The 16,662-nt window shown below is 43.8% G+C and carries 13 protein-coding genes; 7 read left to right on the top strand and 6 right to left on the bottom strand.

Annotated features, from left to right (window positions below; translation table 11 throughout):
- Positions 1-206: 206 nt before the first annotated feature.
- From U5K35_RS00005 to U5K35_RS00020, 4 genes are all read left to right on the top strand, one after another.
- The gene (locus U5K35_RS00005; RefSeq protein ID WP_322569414.1) at positions 207-599 is read left to right on the top strand and encodes a DUF3224 domain-containing protein; all 393 of its coding nucleotides are present in this window, start codon (positions 207-209) and stop codon (positions 597-599) included.
- Between the two features lie 116 nt (positions 600-715).
- Entirely contained in the window at positions 716-940 is a 225-nt protein-coding gene (locus U5K35_RS00010) for a hypothetical protein (RefSeq protein WP_322569415.1), read from the top strand.
- 896 nt (positions 941-1,836) lie between these two features.
- A complete protein-coding gene (locus U5K35_RS00015; protein WP_322569416.1) occupies positions 1,837-2,712 on the top strand; it encodes a DUF488 domain-containing protein in 876 nt (291 codons plus the stop codon).
- 22 nt (positions 2,713-2,734) lie between these two features.
- On the top strand, positions 2,735-3,442 hold the full coding sequence (locus tag U5K35_RS00020; RefSeq protein ID WP_322569417.1) for a hypothetical protein: 708 nt from the start codon (positions 2,735-2,737) through the stop codon (positions 3,440-3,442).
- Between the two features lie 171 nt (positions 3,443-3,613).
- On the opposite strand, the gene U5K35_RS00025 is transcribed toward U5K35_RS00020, so the two are convergent.
- On the bottom strand, positions 3,614-4,390 hold the full coding sequence (locus tag U5K35_RS00025; protein WP_322569418.1) for a DUF1828 domain-containing protein: 777 nt from the start codon (positions 4,388-4,390) through the stop codon (positions 3,614-3,616).
- 359 nt (positions 4,391-4,749) lie between these two features.
- Between U5K35_RS00025 and U5K35_RS00030 the strand changes: the two genes are divergently transcribed.
- On the top strand, positions 4,750-5,421 hold the full coding sequence (locus tag U5K35_RS00030) for an FAD-binding oxidoreductase (RefSeq protein ID WP_322569419.1): 672 nt from the start codon (positions 4,750-4,752) through the stop codon (positions 5,419-5,421).
- A gap of 467 nt (positions 5,422-5,888) precedes the next feature.
- Here U5K35_RS00030 and U5K35_RS00035 read toward each other — a convergent pair whose 3' ends face one another.
- The 4 genes from U5K35_RS00035 to U5K35_RS00050 form a co-directional block, all read right to left on the bottom strand.
- Positions 5,889-7,055 (bottom strand): porin, encoded by a 1,167-nt coding sequence (locus U5K35_RS00035; RefSeq protein ID WP_322569420.1) that lies wholly within the window; start codon positions 7,053-7,055, stop codon positions 5,889-5,891.
- A 150-nt stretch (positions 7,056-7,205) separates the two neighbouring features.
- Positions 7,206-7,970, bottom strand: a complete 765-nt coding sequence (locus tag U5K35_RS00040) for an MIP/aquaporin family protein (RefSeq protein ID WP_416221571.1) — start codon at positions 7,968-7,970, stop codon at positions 7,206-7,208.
- Positions 7,971-8,022: 52 nt separating this feature from the next.
- Positions 8,023-9,519, bottom strand: coding sequence for a glycerol kinase GlpK (glpK, locus tag U5K35_RS00045; protein WP_322569422.1), 1,497 nt, complete (start codon positions 9,517-9,519; stop codon positions 8,023-8,025).
- A gap of 24 nt (positions 9,520-9,543) precedes the next feature.
- Positions 9,544-11,133, bottom strand: coding sequence for a glycerol-3-phosphate dehydrogenase/oxidase (locus tag U5K35_RS00050; protein WP_322569423.1), 1,590 nt, complete (start codon positions 11,131-11,133; stop codon positions 9,544-9,546).
- A gap of 231 nt (positions 11,134-11,364) precedes the next feature.
- Here U5K35_RS00050 and U5K35_RS00055 point away from each other — a divergent pair, with 231 nt between their 5' ends.
- Positions 11,365-12,129: a DeoR/GlpR family DNA-binding transcription regulator gene (locus U5K35_RS00055; RefSeq protein ID WP_322569424.1), complete on the top strand. Its 765-nt coding sequence runs from the start codon at positions 11,365-11,367 to the stop codon at positions 12,127-12,129.
- A gap of 243 nt (positions 12,130-12,372) precedes the next feature.
- On the opposite strand, the gene U5K35_RS00060 is transcribed toward U5K35_RS00055, so the two are convergent.
- Entirely contained in the window at positions 12,373-13,734 is a 1,362-nt protein-coding gene (locus U5K35_RS00060) for a YfcC family protein (protein WP_322569425.1), read from the bottom strand.
- Between the two features lie 231 nt (positions 13,735-13,965).
- Between U5K35_RS00060 and ppdK the strand changes: the two genes are divergently transcribed.
- The gene (gene ppdK / locus U5K35_RS00065; RefSeq protein ID WP_322569426.1) at positions 13,966-16,608 is read left to right on the top strand and encodes a pyruvate, phosphate dikinase; all 2,643 of its coding nucleotides are present in this window, start codon (positions 13,966-13,968) and stop codon (positions 16,606-16,608) included.
- Positions 16,609-16,662 lie beyond the last annotated feature (54 nt).

Genomic DNA, 16,662 nt, shown 5'->3' on the forward strand with positions numbered 1-16,662 from the left:
AGTTGGGGAGATGTCCGTTGACTGGCAAACGACTGTTAATTATGAAGCAGCCGGATACGCATTGCTTACGCTTTTTATCGTAAAATCTCTAGAAGTGTTTTTGGATCCACTTCAAAATCAGGATGATATTGGGTATCATCAAATCGTAGTGAGCAGTTGAATTGAAGATATGCAGCAAAATCCAACGTAAATAAACCAATAAGACAATGAAGATCAGTGGAAGTTTTGATGTGAAATTGAATCCAATAGAGGGATATGCAAAAGGGCAACAGGGAGTTCAGCTGAACCGGATGTCTTTAGATAAGACGTTTCACGGCAAGCTGGATGCCACCAGTAAGGGAGAGATGCTGAGCGCCATGACTCCAACGGCTAAATCGGCCGGGTATGTGGCGATTGAGCAAGTTATTGGAAGTTTAAATGGCAAAACCGGCAGTTTTGTGCTGCAGCATTTTGGCACGATGGAGAGAGGTGCGGAGCGGCTCATCCTGGAAGTTGTGCCCGACTCCGGAACCGGCAAATTGGAGGGACTGTCAGGCACAATGTCTATTAATATTGAGGATGGAAAGCATGAATATGTTTTTGAGTATGAGTTGGAATAGCAGGAGTTTGTGTCTATTTCCGGTTCGCCCGTAATTTGAATTTTTTCTTTCCACTCAGGCTGCCTTTCACTATAATCCTGTTGGATTTAAGTGAAGACCAATAAAAATTACGTTATATGGCTTTATTAAAAAGCGAGGCGTTGCATAAATACTTAAAGGGTGTATGCAGTTCGCTCAATGAATTAGCCGAATGGCTCGACTACTTCACCCAACAAAAATCCCAAGCCGACGCCCTAAAAACCCAAATCGCCCAAACCGATAAAGAGATTGATGCGATGGTGTATGAGCTGTATGGGTTGAGTGAGGAGGAGGTTGGGGTTGTGGAGAATTCCGGGAATTAGGAATTATGGATTTTGAATAGAAGCTCCGCCTCAAACTAAACCTGAAATGGCACGGTTGCCCAACCTCCGAATACCAATTTTACCCTCCAAGCCTGTCTGACCGTTTGGTAGATTCCAACACCGAAGCCGTTTCCATCCATCAGAGGGGTAATCCGTCAAATGGAGTTCATACTTAAGACCAGATCTTCGCGTTAAGTTGTTTTCCACTTCTAAAAGAACCTTAACCCTGTCCCGTTAGGGACAACATGTTTGTAAGAATGCCAGCTCCCAAAGCCACGTCCCATCATGGGACGTTATGTTGAGTTAGATTCAAGCTTCCGGGGGTAACTTACCCAACATATCGCACCTACGGTGCGGTCGTATTATTCCGGGGCACGGTGGTTTACAAACATGCTGCTCTGATGGAGCAGGGTTTTTGGGCATTTTTCTTGAACACTACTCCTTTCCATCCGATCCGCAATATGGGAAAGAATGTTTCATTGAGCTAAGTTTATTGTCCTGTTTAGTTCTTACACCCATTTTTGGCACAAGTAATTTTTTCGTGTGAGTTTTTCCAATGGGATGGATGTTCTTTAGTGTTAACTCCGCAACCTGTTTTGCCACCTTTATTTCCGCTATGTACTTCGCCGGTTGGAATGTGTTTTACAGCCATTGTTTTCTTTCTTTTAAGTTAAATGTAAAGTTTAGCATCAATGCTACTGAAACTTTGAATACATGTGTAATGTATGTATTATAAATCTGCTTCAAAAGCTGATCCTAAAACCGTGCCAGAAGAACAGTACTTGTAAAACCCCACAAGCGAACTCCGCCATAGTAATAATTACAGACTCAAAATTCGGTTTAAATTTGGTACCTTTAACTCTTTGTCAGATTTAATTTTTGTTTAAAAATCACACATGTACTACCGCAGAAAAGTCATTCTGGCCTTGCTTGAAAAGTTTGGTGGAGAACTAAAACCCACCCATTTTCAAAAGCTGCTGCTGTTGTTTACCCGCCGGCAGCGAAAGCCGGCGTATGAGTTTGTGCCGTATAAATACGGGGCGTTTTCTTTCCAGGCGAGGGCCGATAAAGGCACGATGATCAAGTATGGCCAGCTTAAAGATGCCAAGCAGTGGGTGTTTTCTGCAAAGCAAAGCTACTTAGGAGAACTAAACAAAACTGACCAAAAGATACTTGATGATTTATGGAAACAGTTCAGACATATTTCTACAGAAGAACTGGTTAAATATACGTATCGGGAATATCCGTTTTATGCCACCCGAAGCGAAATAGCTAAAGAACTGCTAACCGATGATGAGCTGAAACGAGTAGAGTTTTCCCGCCCGCAAAATCAGTCAAAAAAATTATACACCATTGGGTATGAAGGCATCTCTGCAGAAGAGTATATGAATCGCCTGTATAGTAAGAGAGTAAACCTGCTTGTTGATGTACGTAAAAATTCCATGAGCATGAAGTACGGTTTTTCCAAGAGTCAGCTTAAGAACATGTGCCAGAAGATGGGAATTGAGTTTATGCATATTCCGGAGTTAGGAATTGAGTCTAACAAACGCCAAAATCTTGATACTTCAAAAGATTACGAACTCTTATTTAAAGAATATGAGCAAGAGATTCTCTCTCAAAGAAAAAATCAATTAAATCAACTGATAGAATTATTCGAAAAGTACGAACGGGTGGCGATCACTTGTTTTGAAAAAGAGCATTTAAGCTGTCATCGACACAAAATATCCGATTATCTTCACGCGGAATACGAGGTACCGATAGAACATATTTAACCACAACAAATCACAGGGTACAATGACTGCATATCAGAATCACGAGAGAAAGAGAGTATTAATTACGGTAAAAGCATACCCGCTGCCATCAAGGTCGTATGATGAATTGGTATGTACGGCCGGTATTACTGACGAGAGAGAATGGATCCGGATATATCCGGTCCCTTTTCGATTTCTAAAAGATGAAGGTCAATATAAAAAATATCAATGGGTCGATATCAACCTGAAGAAAGCAAAAAAAGATTTCCGCCCCGAAAGCTACTCACCAGCTGATACCAGTTTAGAAGAAATGGACATCATAGAAACGGTAGACACCTCCAAAAAATGGCGGAAAAGAATGCAGTTGGTATTGGAACAGGGCCCTAAGGTTTATACCTCCATGACAGAATTGATTGACAATTCCAAAGACCCAAAGAATGTATCTTTAGCTACCTTCAAACCTGCAAAAATAACCGGCTTCGAGTTTGAAGAGGAACGGCAATGGAGTGAAGGGTTGCAAAAAAACCTCCAACAACGTGATCTGTTTGATGAGCGCGGGGGAAAGGGAGACAAGGATATCGTTCAAAAGCTTCCATACAAATTTTATTACAAACTGGTAGATGAAAACGGGAAATCATCTCGAATGATGATCGAAGATTGGGAAATTGGTGCGTTGTACTGGAACTGTTTAAAACAAGCAGAAGGGAATGAAGAAATTGCCCTTCAAAAAGTGAAAAGAAAAGTATTTTGATACGTTCACCAATAAGAATGATATCCACTTATTTCTTGGCACTACCTTACAATATCACCGTCGCAGAATGAATAATCCGTTTGTGATCATCGGTGTGTTTTATCCACCGAAAGATCCAAAGGCAAATCAGCAATTATTGTTCTAAGATAACGCTTACTTCAGGACTCCTTTTTATTTCAAAGCCGTTTTCAAATACTTGCCAATCCTCTCCCGGTTAGAAATCAAGCTCGAAAACTGCTTATCTGAAACATCACTGAACCGCGCCAGTACTTTCCGGTTTATATCCGTTTGGTTTTCAAAAATGGCTAAAGACCGGAATGGAATTCCCCATTTTTCAAATTGATGTAGGCTGATGGTTACGTCCCGGCATTTGTCATCATTTTGGATAGCAAAAATAAGGAGCGGAAGGTCCATCCCATTTACAAAACAATCTACCGGATAGCTTTTCTGCGGATCATATTCTTCGAAATGGAAATCGAATTTGTAGCGCCCGTCAGGAAGGTCAGTTTCCAGAGTCTGTTTAAAGTCTTCAATGAAAGTGGACTTTACAATTTCCCGGTTCAGGTAACTGAGATCCGTGATTTTAGTTAGTGCCTGCAGGTAGGTATAAAGAGCATTACCGGCATCTTCAGGATTAAAGCGCAATTCAAGTGAACCATCGGATTCAGAGATTCCAAAGTTATTTAAAACAGAATCCAGAAGTTCTGCCCGGTTCCCTTTCTCAAGGGCGGCCATATCCATTTCGTAGCTCATATGCATGAAGGTGTGGCCTTCATCACTAAGCAACCAGCCATCTCCATTCTTTCGAAGCACAATAGAAAAGCCGTCACCGTCATCAAAGGTAAACGGAGTAAATAAGCGGTACCGATTCACTCCTTCTTCATGAAGTCGAACGGCTTCTGATACCTTTGCTTTAAATTCAGTTGCTATGTATTCAGTTGTTTCCAAAATCTATTTTAGCTCAAGGCTTGTTTGAGGATTCTCCTTCAAAGATACATTACAATCATCAATTAAACATTGCAATGCCCCGCGAAGGTTCGAATATCGATCGGTTATTTCAGCATAAAACTCTTCTTTCCGTCCGGCAAGCTGATAACGTTCGGTTGCTTTATGAATTTGGAAATTGAAATAGTTCACATGATTCAATTCAATCAAGTGAGTACAATAAAAACACGTAATTTTTAAAACTGATCTAAAGATTACCTATCCACTTATTAAACAATTTCAATGCGGTTTAACTGAGATTTTCGAATGAACTCCCCTTCCAAATTGTACTATGAGTAAATAAAACTAAAAGAATCTATCTCATGGGACATACACTCGAAATTACAGACATTCAAAGCGTAACTCACGACGTACGGCAGATACGTTTCGAAAAACCGGACAATTATTCGTTTACTCCCGGTCAGGCTACGGAGGCTTCGATCGATAAAGAGGGCTGGAGAGATGAAAAACGTCCGTTTACATTTACTTCGCTCAACTCAGATCCCTATCTCGAATTTGTCATAAAAATCTATCCGGATCACGATGGTGTAACAGAACAGATCGGAAAGCTCAAAGTCGGCGACTCTTTGATTATCGGGGACGCCTGGGGAACCATTGAATATAAAGGTGAAGGCGTTTTTCTGGCGGGCGGTGCCGGTGTAACACCTTTTATCGCGATTTTCAGGGATCTTCACAAGAAAGGTGAAATTGGTAGTAATAAACTCATTTTTTCCAATAAATCCGATAAGGACATTATCCTGAAAAAGGAGTTTCAGGAGATATTGGGAGATCATTTTGTGAACGCTATTACAGACGAGCCTACAGATGATCATATTTTTCTGGACGGGTATATCGACAAGGATTTCCTCAAGTCTCAGATCAATGATTTTGACCAAGAGTTTTACGTTTGTGGGCCGGGACCGTTCATTGATGCGATGATGAAAAATCTGAAAGAGCTGGGAGCCGATCCGGAAGCATTGATTTTTGAAGAGTAAAGTTCACCGGCAGCGGGCGGCTTTTATAAACGGAGATTCCCATCAGAAGGGCAAGATAAAGAAGAAGATGGACTTTACATCAGTATGGTTTGTTAAGGGTGATGTCTATCGAGAAATTCACTCTGACGTAAGTAGAGAATATCATTGTGGAATTCACCTGCCGGTCTGATCTATTTATCTGACTTTGATTTACTGCGGCACAAGATATATGAATTCTTAATATCGGTTTAAAGCTCTGAAAGAGCGATTTTTCTCGCAGAGTTGCGCAGATGATGTCGCGGATTTTCGCAGAATTATCTTCGGGTGACTTCAATTCTTTAAAAATGGGTTGATTTTTTATTGCCACGGAATCACGGAAAATTCAGTGTTCTTCCGTGATTCCGTGGCATTATTTTCATCAATTGAGGGTGTGAAAGCCGTCACGGTTATGCACTCAGGACATTTAGAGGAGTATAAAAATTCAGGAATCAGAAATTGAACTGCATCCCTGCAATAAACGCCTGATAGTTGGCCTGGGCATCTGATTCGAAGTTTTGCACTTCACCAATCAGTGTCAGCTGCTCAGTCAGTTTATACCGGGTAAATACCATCAACAATTGGTTGGTCACATCGGGAGAGCTGCCAAGTACGGTGCTGTTGGCATCCTGCGCGCCTTCACCATAACTGGCGCCCAGTGTAAAATCCCCGGCCGTGTATGTAGCTTCGGTGTACCATTGAGATGCATCCACATCTGCCTGATCCAGTCCGGATCCTGTTAAATTCAACCCGATCAAACCGTCGGCTCCAACGCCTTTCGTCTCGGAATAGGTACCGGTCAACGTCAGGCCACCGGCGTTAATTCTTGTACCCAAATCCCATCCTGAAATGTTGTAGTCGAAATCCTGACTGTTGACGTCCACATTTTGAGTCATACCGCCGGCCCATAAATCAATCGAACCGGAATCAAAAGAGATCAGGTAGTTGGCTTGAACTTCAAGACGTGGTGTGGTGGTTGTAATTTGATTGGATAGTCCGTCCGGCTTTTCGGGATTGATCAAACCGGCCTTTAAGGTGATACCGCCAAGATCAGGAGTTGTATATGTGATCCGCGGATTGAAGTTAGCGTAGGTGTAACCGGTTCCAATACGGCCAAGTGTGGCGTTTGCAGCATCCGGTCCGCCAAAGCGTCCGATACCCATTCCGCTGCCGGCATCACCGATGGAGCTGCTATTAAAAATACCAAACCCTTTCCCCATATTTATCGTACCAAAGTCACCGGAGATTTCGATGTCGGCAATACGTCCTTCAAAAAGTCCGTCGTTCTGAATGCTTGCACCCTGTAGATGATGGTTGATCTGAAATATCGCTTTTACAGAAACCCCGTCCATCTCCGGCGCGGAGATATTAAAGGTGATATTCCCCGGGTTAAAGCCCGACATGATGCGCGTAGAAAACTGATCACTGCCGTCGCTGTTATACGATTCGTGATTCGACATGTTGATGAAGACCGGAAGCTGACCTGTTACTTCAAATTGCCAGTTATCGTTGGTTTCATAAACAACATTTTGCGCATGGAGTGAAGAGGGTATTGCCAAAAAGGCTGCGAGAAGCCCAATGGAAAGTAGTGCGGTGAGGTAAAGTTTCTTAAGTTTCATGATATAACTATCCTGTTAATTGCAATTTCATCAGGCGCTTACCGGTTCAAAGTGGATGAGCGCACGATGGTTGAAAGTGATTAATGGGGTGTTGGTGTGGGTGATTGGCGAGCAAGGCCTCTCATCCACACTTTTTTTACCCACCCCTGGTTAAAGAATCTGGTAAAGTCCTGCTGCCAGGGCTGCCCCGATAAGCGGTCCAACGATTGGCACCCATGAGTAGGCCCAGTCGCTGCTTCCTTTGTGAGGAAACGGAAGTAGAGCATGTGCGATTCTTGGCCCCAAATCACGAGCAGGGTTGATAGCATAGCCGGTAGGGCCACCGAGTGAAAGGCCGATTCCCAATACCAGTAATCCCACCGGGAGTGCAGAAAGTGCACCCAGGCCAAAGCCTACCTCTTTTCCGTCAATCGTAATCGTGGAAAGCATTTCCCCATTCATGCCGATAAAACCGGGTGAACTTAGATAGAGCACACCAAATACCAGAATGAAAGTACCGATCACCTCTGTCATTACATTTGAGGGATAGTTTCTGATTTCGGGACCGGTTGAGAAAATAGCCAGCTTAACGGCTTCATTTTCTGTCGCTGCAAAGTGGTCTTTATAGGCAAGCCAAACTAAAACTCCTCCAATAAAACCGCCCAGGGTCTGGGCAATGATATATGGAAAAACCATTCCCCACTCAAAGAGTCCGGCCACTGCAAGCCCAAAGGTGACAGCCGGATTAATATGTGCGCCGCTAAATTGACCCATGGCATATACGGCAACAAAAACTCCCATCGCCCAGCCCCATGAGATAACAATCCAGCCGCTGTCATTTCCTTTCGTTTTGTTAAGAACAACATTCGCAACTACACCGCCCCCAAAGAGGATGAGGATGGCTGTTCCGATAATTTCTGCGATAATAGGTGACATCATTGTAAGATTTTAGATTAATAATATGGTTATTATTTACTATATGAGGTTATTATTTGTTATCAGCCCACGCGATGGCCGCTTTTACGGCTCGTTTCCAGCCGCTGGTCAGCTCTTTAACTTTGGACCTATCCATTTTTGGTTCGAACTTTTCATCAACCATCCACTGCTTTCTAATCTCCTCAATACCATCCCAATACCCTACGGCAAGTCCGGCGAGGTATGCGGCGCCCAATGCTGTGGTTTCGGTGATTTTTGGACGAATGACAGGAACTTCCAGCAGGTCACTTTGGAACTGCATCAGTGTATCATTTACAGTAGCACCTCCATCCACCCGCAACTCTTTGATATCAATTCCGGAGTCGGCATTCATGGCAGTAAGCAGATCGGTTACCTGATAGGCGATGGAGTCTTGAGCAGCCCGTGCAATATGAGCCCGGTTTGTTCCTCTTGTAATTCCAACCATAGTGCCTCTCGCGTGCTGATTCCAGTATGGAGCACCGAGTCCTGCAAAGGCGGGAACCAGGTAAACACCGTCAGAATCTTCAACCTTGCCGGCAAAATATTCGATATCCTTACTCTCCTGGATGATGCTCATTTCATCACGCAGCCACTGCACAACAGCTCCGGCAATAAATACGGACCCTTCCAGCGCATAGGTGGTTTTGCCGTTCACTTTCCAGGCAACCGTGGTAAGCAGGTTGTTCTCTGATTTGATCGGCTTATCACCAATATTCATCAGCATAAAGCAACCCGTGCCGTATGTGTTTTTAACCATGCCCTTTTCGGTACACATCTGCCCGAACAGTGCAGACTGCTGATCTCCCGCAATCCCCGCAATCGGTACTTTACTGGCAAAGAGCGTGGTTTTTGTATTTCCGTACACTTCACTCGACTGTCGTACCTCCGGAAGCATACTTTTCGGTATATCCATCAGTTCCAGAATCTCATCATCCCAATCCATGGTGTTGATATTGAAAAGCATGGTCCGTGACGCGTTGGTCACATCTGTGATATGCAGTTCACCCTGAGTAAAATTCCAGATCAGCCAGGAGTCGATCGTTCCAAATGCAAGCTCTCCTTTTTCAGCTCTTTCGCGAGCTCCATCCACGTTATCTAAAATCCATTTCACTTTTGTGCCGGAGAAATAGGAATCCACAACCAGGCCGGTTTTTTCCTGAATTTTTTCGGCATGCCCATCCTTTTTTAGCTGATCGCAATAGTCAGATGTCCGTCGATCCTGCCAAACAATAGCGTTGTAAACAGGCTGGCCCGATTCCCTGTCCCATACCACGGTTGTTTCCCGCTGATTGGTAATTCCTATACCTGAAAGCGCTTTTCCGTTGATTCCTGCAGAAGCTACAGCCTCGGCTGCGGTACCGGCCTGCGTTGACCAGATTTCCTGAGCGTCGTGCTCCACCCAGCCCGGCTTGGGATAAATTTGTCTGAACTCTTTTTGAGCGGTTGAGACAATAGCTCCTTGTTTGTTGAAGACAATTGCCCGAGAGCTTGTTGTCCCCTGATCCAGTGATAAGATGTATTTTTCCATGGGTTATGTAGTTTTGATTACGAGTTAAATTGTGTTTGCAGGTTGATACTCTTCCAATAAATAACGGTTGGCAAGTTCTATGAAATTCTCGGTCTGTTTTGAAGCCCACGATTTATCTTTGCCGAGCTCTTGCTGCATTAATTCGGCAACCGTTTCTGCCATATCAATGGCGGCTCTGGCATCCAGAAACAGGACCCGTACTCTTCGGGCAAGAAAATCTTCCACAGTTCGTGCCATTTCGTGCCGTACAGCCCAGATCACCTGAGCTTTTAAATATGGATAATTTTCATGAATTGGCTCATTCCATTCCGCATTTTCTTCAAAAAGTAATTCAATACCCTCTTTATCTGATCCGTAAAAATAGAGCGGATCCTGAAAATCAACATTTTCCATATATCCGTGAATTTTCATCTCTTCTGTACCGCTTTCATTTCCTTTCAATTGGTGAACTTTCACAGCTTTATCTACGGTGTCCTCACCCATTTTTCTGTAGGTCGTCCACTTTCCACCTGTAATCGTAATCAAACCTGAATCAGAAACGATAATTTTGTGGCTTCTGGAGATCTCTTTTGTTTTATCTTGATCTCCTTTGGGAGCTGCAAGCGGACGTAATCCGGCAAAGACACTTTTTACATCTTTTCGGGTTGGAGCTTTGGAGAGATATTTTTTTGCGGTTGTGAGAATAAATTCAATCTCTTCATCAAGAGCTGTCGGCTCCAGACTGTGCTCATCCAAAGGTGTGTCGGTTGTTCCAACAACTACTTTGTCGTGCCATGGAACGGCAAAGAGAACCCGGCCGTCATCCGTTTTCGGAATCATAATTGCGTCTTTACCCGGCATAAATTCTTTATCCAATACCAGATGAACTCCCTGGCTTGGGCGAATTGTCTTTTTATGATCGGGCTGATCCATCGACATAATTTCATCCACAAATACTCCGGTGGCATTTATGATGGCTTTACCTTTGAAGGTATACTCTTTGCCACTCTCGCTGTCAATGGCTTTCACACCGGTTACACTTTCGCCGTTTTTCAGAAGTCCGTTTACTTCAAAGTAGTTGAATACATCCGCGCCGTGCTCTATTGCTGTCTGCGCAATATTAACCGCAAGACGGGAATCATCGAACTGCCCGTCGTGATAGACAACTCCTCCTTTTAAGCCTTTCTGTTTGATAGTGGGAATTCGGGTAACCGTCTCTTTTTTGGAAATCCCTTTCGACTTGCCGAGACTTAGCTTGCCTGACAGCACATCGTACATTTTTAAGCCAACGGTGTAGAAAAGTTTGTTGAAGCGTGTATAGTTGGGAATGACAAAAACTTCGTTTTGTACCAGATGAGGTGCATTTTTTTCAAGTAAACCTCTTTCGCGAAGCGCTTCCCTTACCAAATCAATATTTCCCTGAGCCAGGTATCGAACCCCGCCATGCACAAGCTTAGTGCTTCTGCTTGAGGTTCCTTTCGAAAAGTCGGACTGCTCCAGCAGTAGGGTTTTAAGCCCTCTTGATGCTGAGTCCAGCGCCACGCCCAAACCGGTGGCTCCTCCCCCAATAATAATTACATCCCAAACTTTCTCAGGATTCTTTTCCAGTTGATTTATTCTTTCTGCTCTGATCATGGCCGTGTGATTTAGTGACCTTTATGTTTCATTATGTTCTGCATTAATTATAAAGTAAAAGTAAATGAAATACAAATGAAACTATAAAATATATTATTATGGCTTTATTAGGCGTAGATTAGAGATTTAAAAAATAGCTGAGTAATATTTATTTCATATTGTTTCGATTATGCTAATTTATTGTTAAGGTAATCGTCGTTTTGTACTTTAAAACAAAAATGAAACTTATATATGACGATTTCAGAGCGGCACGAAATAATATTAAATAAACTGAAAGAGACCGGGAAAGTAAATGTCCAGGAGTTGAGTGACGAACTTTCGGTTTCCGAGGTGACTATCAGAAAGGATTTACGTCTCTTGGAAGACAAGAACTTGCTATTCAGAACTCACGGTGGGGCAACGCTTTCGAATCCTTACACCAGCGATCGTCCGGTATCGGAAAAAGCTAAAGTTCAGGCTCAAGAGAAAGAGGCGATTGCTAAAGAAGCGGCAAAATTAATCGGTGACAAAGATTCGATCATTCTGGCATCGGGAACGACCGTTTCTGCCCTGGCGCGTGAAGTCTATTCGAAAAACCGGCTAACCGTTATTACATCGTCCCTGGATGTTTCACTGACACTTTCGGGACGTGAAAACATAGAAATAACTCAGCTTGGCGGGCAGTTGAGACCAAGTTCCAATTCTGTAGTTGGTCCTTATGCAGAGGAGTTTCTAAAAAATATCACATGTGGAATTCTATTTCTTGGAGTAGACGGAATTGATTTGGAGTATGGATTAACGACAACCAACCTAATGGAGGCCAGCCTGAATCAGAAGTTTATCGAAATAGCGCAATATACCGTTGTGCTTGCCGATCACACCAAGTTTGGAAAGCGTGGATTTGGCAGAATCTGTACGATTGACAGAATTCAGCACATCATCACTGATGAACAGACCCCGCAATCGGTTATCAAAGATCTTGAGACAAAAGGTATTCGCGTAACGGTGGCAGATTGATGAGTCTTTGCGAGAAACAGAGTGGTTGGGCTTTGAAGGCAACTACCGGATTCAACGGAGTTCTACTTTAAGATTTTGAAAGAAAATTCTCTCCTACTCATAAATTGAGGGAGTAGTGTTCGATATTCTGCCTGTTAGCCAAACAAAAAACTCCTCGCCTTCGCTTTGCTTCAGCACTCCAATCATGGAGAGATTTGATACTTAACCTATTTTAGGCACTCAGAGTACTGAACGTGCACCCTGCTACGAATAGCCAAACATGACCATTGCCACCATACAAATAGCGGCAAATGCCAGCAACTTGGCAAGGAGGGGAAGGCAAAAGCGGAACCATCGATCGTAAGGCACTCCGGCCATACCAAGAATTCCCATCAACACGGCATTGGTTGGAACAATCATGTTGGCAAAACCATCTCCAAACAGAAACGCCTGAACCGCAATCTGTCGGGAAATTCCGAGTAGATCGCTCAGCGGTGCCATCAAAGGCATGGTTACAAAAGCCTGCCCGCTTCCTGACGGAACGAAGAGGTTCAAGATTGTCTGCATAATCATCATCCCAACGGCAGAGAGCTCAGGTCCCACGCTGGAAAGCGGTACAGAGAGCGCATTAACAATCGTGTGAAGTATTTCGCCGTCTTCCATAATGAGTGCAATTCCGCGGGCAACTCCTACTAGCAGTGCGGTTTCAGTTAGCTCTTTGGCTCCTTTTACAAATTCCTTAGCCGTCATACTTGGCCCAATTTTACCAATAACCGCCGTAACTAAACCAAGAATAACGAATGCAGCTCCCATCTCATTCAAGTACCAACCGCGGGTTGCGATTCCCCAAACGGCTATTCCCAATGTTAGAATAAATGAGAATAGAATGGTTATATGTACAGTTGTAAGTTTTGGATATTTCTTAGGTGAGGCACCTGATTCCGGTGGAGTAATGCCGCTCATTAAACTGACGGAGGGATCTTTTTGAACTTTTCTGGCGTAGCTGTAAACGTGATGGGCGCCTATCATTACAAATGGAATCAGTATTCCCATTCTCACCTGCCAGCCGGAGTATGTAGGCAGATCTGCAACGCCCTGTGCAACCACCACGGTGTATTGATTAAAAGCTGCAGTGCCGTAACCAATTCCATATCCGGCTACGATAATCCCAACGGCCGTCATGGTATCCATTTTCATCGTTCGGCAGAGCGCGGCAAGGATCAGAACAAAAGGAATATATTCGGCAGAGGCTCCCATCGCGCTGGATGCCAATGCAAAAACAAAAACGGTTATAAATATGAGAGTCCCGGGCCTGCCGCCCAATTTTTCCAGTAATCTACCCAAAAGGGCGTCGATCGCTCCGGTCTTACGAATAACGGCCAGTACACCACCGATAATAAACAGGAAAAAGATAATGTCTTGTGCAGCGCCAAATGCTCTTGGAATTGCGGTAAACAGGGTTATTGGGCCCAAAAACTCACCATCTTCGACGGTTTGAAATGTGCCCGGTACCACAACCTCGCGATCATTTACAATTCGAGTATCAAACTGTCCCTGTGGAATGATCCAAGTTGCCACTAAAGCCGCTGCCATCAGGAAAAAAAGCAGCGTTAGCGTATGTGGCATTTTAAATTTCAAAATCTAGCGATATTCAGATTAGTGGTATTTGGGAATCCAAAATAGTCAGGCATAGAGATCAAACCAAAAAGAGTTGAAATTTTCAATTTGTTCATATAACAAGAAGTTTCACAAAATCCACATAATTATATAATATGTTGATAGATAGTTGGGTATTTAATCATCTATCATCTAAAGAGAAGAGCAGCATTTCTATTTTATAACTAATTGGAGATTTTTATGAAGAAGGAGACAAAAGGAGCACAAATTTACACATTTGGAGCAGGGGAATCAGACGGTGATCGATCCATGAAGCAGTTGCTTGGCGGGAAAGGCGCCAATTTGGCCGAAATGTCGAGCATAGGACTACCGGTACCCGCAGGATTTACAATATCTACTGAATCTTGCCACTACTATTCAACCCACGATGGGAAATGGCCCAAAGGTTTAAAAAAGCAGATGAAGGAAGGCGTTAAATTTATCGAAGAGATTATGGGGGCAAATCTTGGGGATTCAGAGCATCCACTGCTGTTATCGGTTCGCTCAGGGGCAGCGATTTCCATGCCGGGAATGATGGATACTGTGCTTAATTTGGGTTTAAATGATAAAAGTGTGGAAGCGCTTTCCAATCATACGAACAACGAGCGATTTGCTTACGATAGTTATCGGAGATTTATCGATATGTTTGGTGGTGTTGTGATGGGAATACCTCATGAAAAGTTTGAGCGTGCTATCGAGAAATTGAAAGATGAGAAAGGAGTTGAAGAGGATACAGATCTGGATGCCAACGACTTGAAAGATCTTGTTGAGCGATACAAGGCTGTCTACCGAAAAGCAACAGGCCATATGTTCCCTAATGATCCGTACGAACAGCTTGAGTTTTCCATCAATGCAGTATTCAGTTCATGGGATAGTGACAGGGCCGTAAAGTATCGCAAGATAAATCAAATAGAAGGTTTGCTGGGAACAGCTGTCAACGTACAGGCTATGGTTTTCGGTAACATGGGCAACGACTGCGCAACCGGCGTTTGCTTTACCCGAAATCCTTCAACCGGAGAGAATAAACTGTACGGAGAGTTTTTGATTAACGCACAGGGCGAAGATGTGGTTGCGGGAATTCGAACACCTAAAGACATTAATGAGCTGAAAAATGTAATGCCGGAAGCTTATGGTGAACTTCTTGGCTATTCGAAAAAACTGGAAATGCATTATGGGAATATGCAGGATATTGAGTTTACCATACAGAAAGGAACACTCTACATCCTTCAAACCCGAAACGGGAAACGTACCGGCAAAGCGGCCGTTAAAATTGCTGTTGATATGGTTGATGAAGGTAAAATTGATAACCGGGTAGCTGTTAAATCGCTGGTTGAACCTACTCACCTCGATCAGCTTCTTCATCCACAGATAGATGTTGATTCTGTAGACAAAAGTACAATTCTGGGAACCGGACTTCCCGCATCCCCGGGAGCAGCAGTTGGCCGCGTGGTATTCAGTTCAGAAAAAGCAGAAGAGACAGCCTCTGAAGAAAATCCGGTTATTTTAGTAAGAATAGAAACCAGTCCCGAAGACGTGGGAGGGATGTCAGCCGCCGAAGGTATTTTAACCTCTCGCGGAGGCATGACGAGTCACGCAGCCGTTGTGGCAAGAGGATGGGGAAAACCATGTGTAGCCGGTTGCGGTGATATTGTAATCAACTACAAGAAAAAGCAGTTCACAAATGGTACTAAAACAATAAAAGAGGGCGACTGGATATCTATAGACGGAACTCAGGGAACTGTGATTGAAGGGAAAAAAGAGGTCGTGAAGCCCGAAATGGATGACGACTATTTCACATTTATGAACTGGGTAGACGAGTACCGGGATATGGGAGTGAGAACAAATGCGGACAGTCCCGAAGATGCATCCCGTGCCCGCGAATTTGGAGCTGAAGGAATTGGACTTTGTCGTACAGAGCACATGTTTTTCGGTGAAGAGCGAATTAAAGCAATGAGGCGCATGATTGTTTCCGAAACGGATGATCAGCGCAGGGATGCTTTAATGACTCTGCTTCCATATCAGAAAAAAGATTTCAGGGAAATTTTTGAAGTGATGAACGGTCTGCCGGTAACCATTCGCCTGCTCGATCCTCCTTTACACGAATTTTTGCCTGATGAGAAAGAGGAAATAGCCAAGGTAGCAGATGAGCTGGGAATTAAACATCAGAAATTTGCAGAGATCGTAAGGTCGCTCAGTGAGTTTAACCCGATGCTGGGCCATCGCGGTTGCCGGTTGGGAATTACTTATCCTGCAATTACAGAAATGCAGACAAGGGCGATTATTGAGGCCGCTGTAGAGCTTAAATCTGAGGGCATAGAAATTTTTCCGGAAATTATGGTTCCGCTGATTGGGACAGCTCAGGAATTTCACAGCCAGAAACTGGTAATTGATGAAGTAGCTGAAGAGGTATTTGACGAAATGGGAGAATCAGTGGAGTATAAGGTGGGTACCATGATTGAAATACCGAGAGCTACACTGGTCGCTGAAAAGATTGCCAAGGAAGCTGAATTCTTCTCATTCGGTACCAATGACCTCACTCAGATGACGTTCGGCTACAGCCGGGACGATGCCGGGAAGTTTCTGAAGGTCTATTTGGATGAGGGTATTCTACAATATGATCCATTCCAGGTCTTGGATATTGAAGGTGTAGGCCAGCTGGTAGAGCTTGCTACGAAAAAAGGTCGCGAGCAGAATAAAAACCTGAAAGTGGGAATCTGCGGCGAGCATGGCGGTGAACCGAAAAGCGTGGCTTTCTGCTATAAACAGGGATTGAATTATGTTTCCTGTTCTCCATTCAGGGTTCCGGTGGCCAGGCTTGCGGCGGCTCAGGCTGCACTTGAGTAAATAGAACCGGATACTCTTTTAACCGGCAGCTATGAGTGACATGGCTGCCGGATT

It is taken from the genome of Rhodohalobacter sp., from assembly GCF_034521535.1.
Taxonomy (GTDB): Bacteria; Bacteroidota; Rhodothermia; order Balneolales; family Balneolaceae; genus Rhodohalobacter.

Excerpts from the sequence above, each read along its gene's own strand:
- U5K35_RS00005 (WP_322569414.1), top strand. The coding sequence starts at position 207 with ATGAAGATCAGTGGAAGTTTTGATGTGAAATTGAATCCAATAGAGGGA.
- U5K35_RS00010 (WP_322569415.1), top strand. The coding sequence starts at position 716 with ATGGCTTTATTAAAAAGCGAGGCGTTGCATAAATACTTAAAGGGTGTA.
- U5K35_RS00015 (WP_322569416.1), top strand. The coding sequence starts at position 1,837 with ATGTACTACCGCAGAAAAGTCATTCTGGCCTTGCTTGAAAAGTTTGGT.
- U5K35_RS00020 (WP_322569417.1), top strand. The coding sequence starts at position 2,735 with ATGACTGCATATCAGAATCACGAGAGAAAGAGAGTATTAATTACGGTA.
- U5K35_RS00030 (WP_322569419.1), top strand. The coding sequence starts at position 4,750 with ATGGGACATACACTCGAAATTACAGACATTCAAAGCGTAACTCACGAC.
- U5K35_RS00035 (WP_322569420.1), bottom strand. The coding sequence starts at position 7,055 with ATGAAACTTAAGAAACTTTACCTCACCGCACTACTTTCCATTGGGCTT.
- U5K35_RS00040 (WP_416221571.1), bottom strand. The coding sequence starts at position 7,970 with ATGTCACCTATTATCGCAGAAATTATCGGAACAGCCATCCTCATCCTC.
- glpK (WP_322569422.1), bottom strand. The coding sequence starts at position 9,519 with ATGGAAAAATACATCTTATCACTGGATCAGGGGACAACAAGCTCTCGG.
- U5K35_RS00050 (WP_322569423.1), bottom strand. The coding sequence starts at position 11,133 with ATGATCAGAGCAGAAAGAATAAATCAACTGGAAAAGAATCCTGAGAAA.
- U5K35_RS00055 (WP_322569424.1), top strand. The coding sequence starts at position 11,365 with ATGACGATTTCAGAGCGGCACGAAATAATATTAAATAAACTGAAAGAG.
- U5K35_RS00060 (WP_322569425.1), bottom strand. The coding sequence starts at position 13,734 with ATGCCACATACGCTAACGCTGCTTTTTTTCCTGATGGCAGCGGCTTTA.
- ppdK (WP_322569426.1), top strand. The coding sequence starts at position 13,966 with ATGAAGAAGGAGACAAAAGGAGCACAAATTTACACATTTGGAGCAGGG.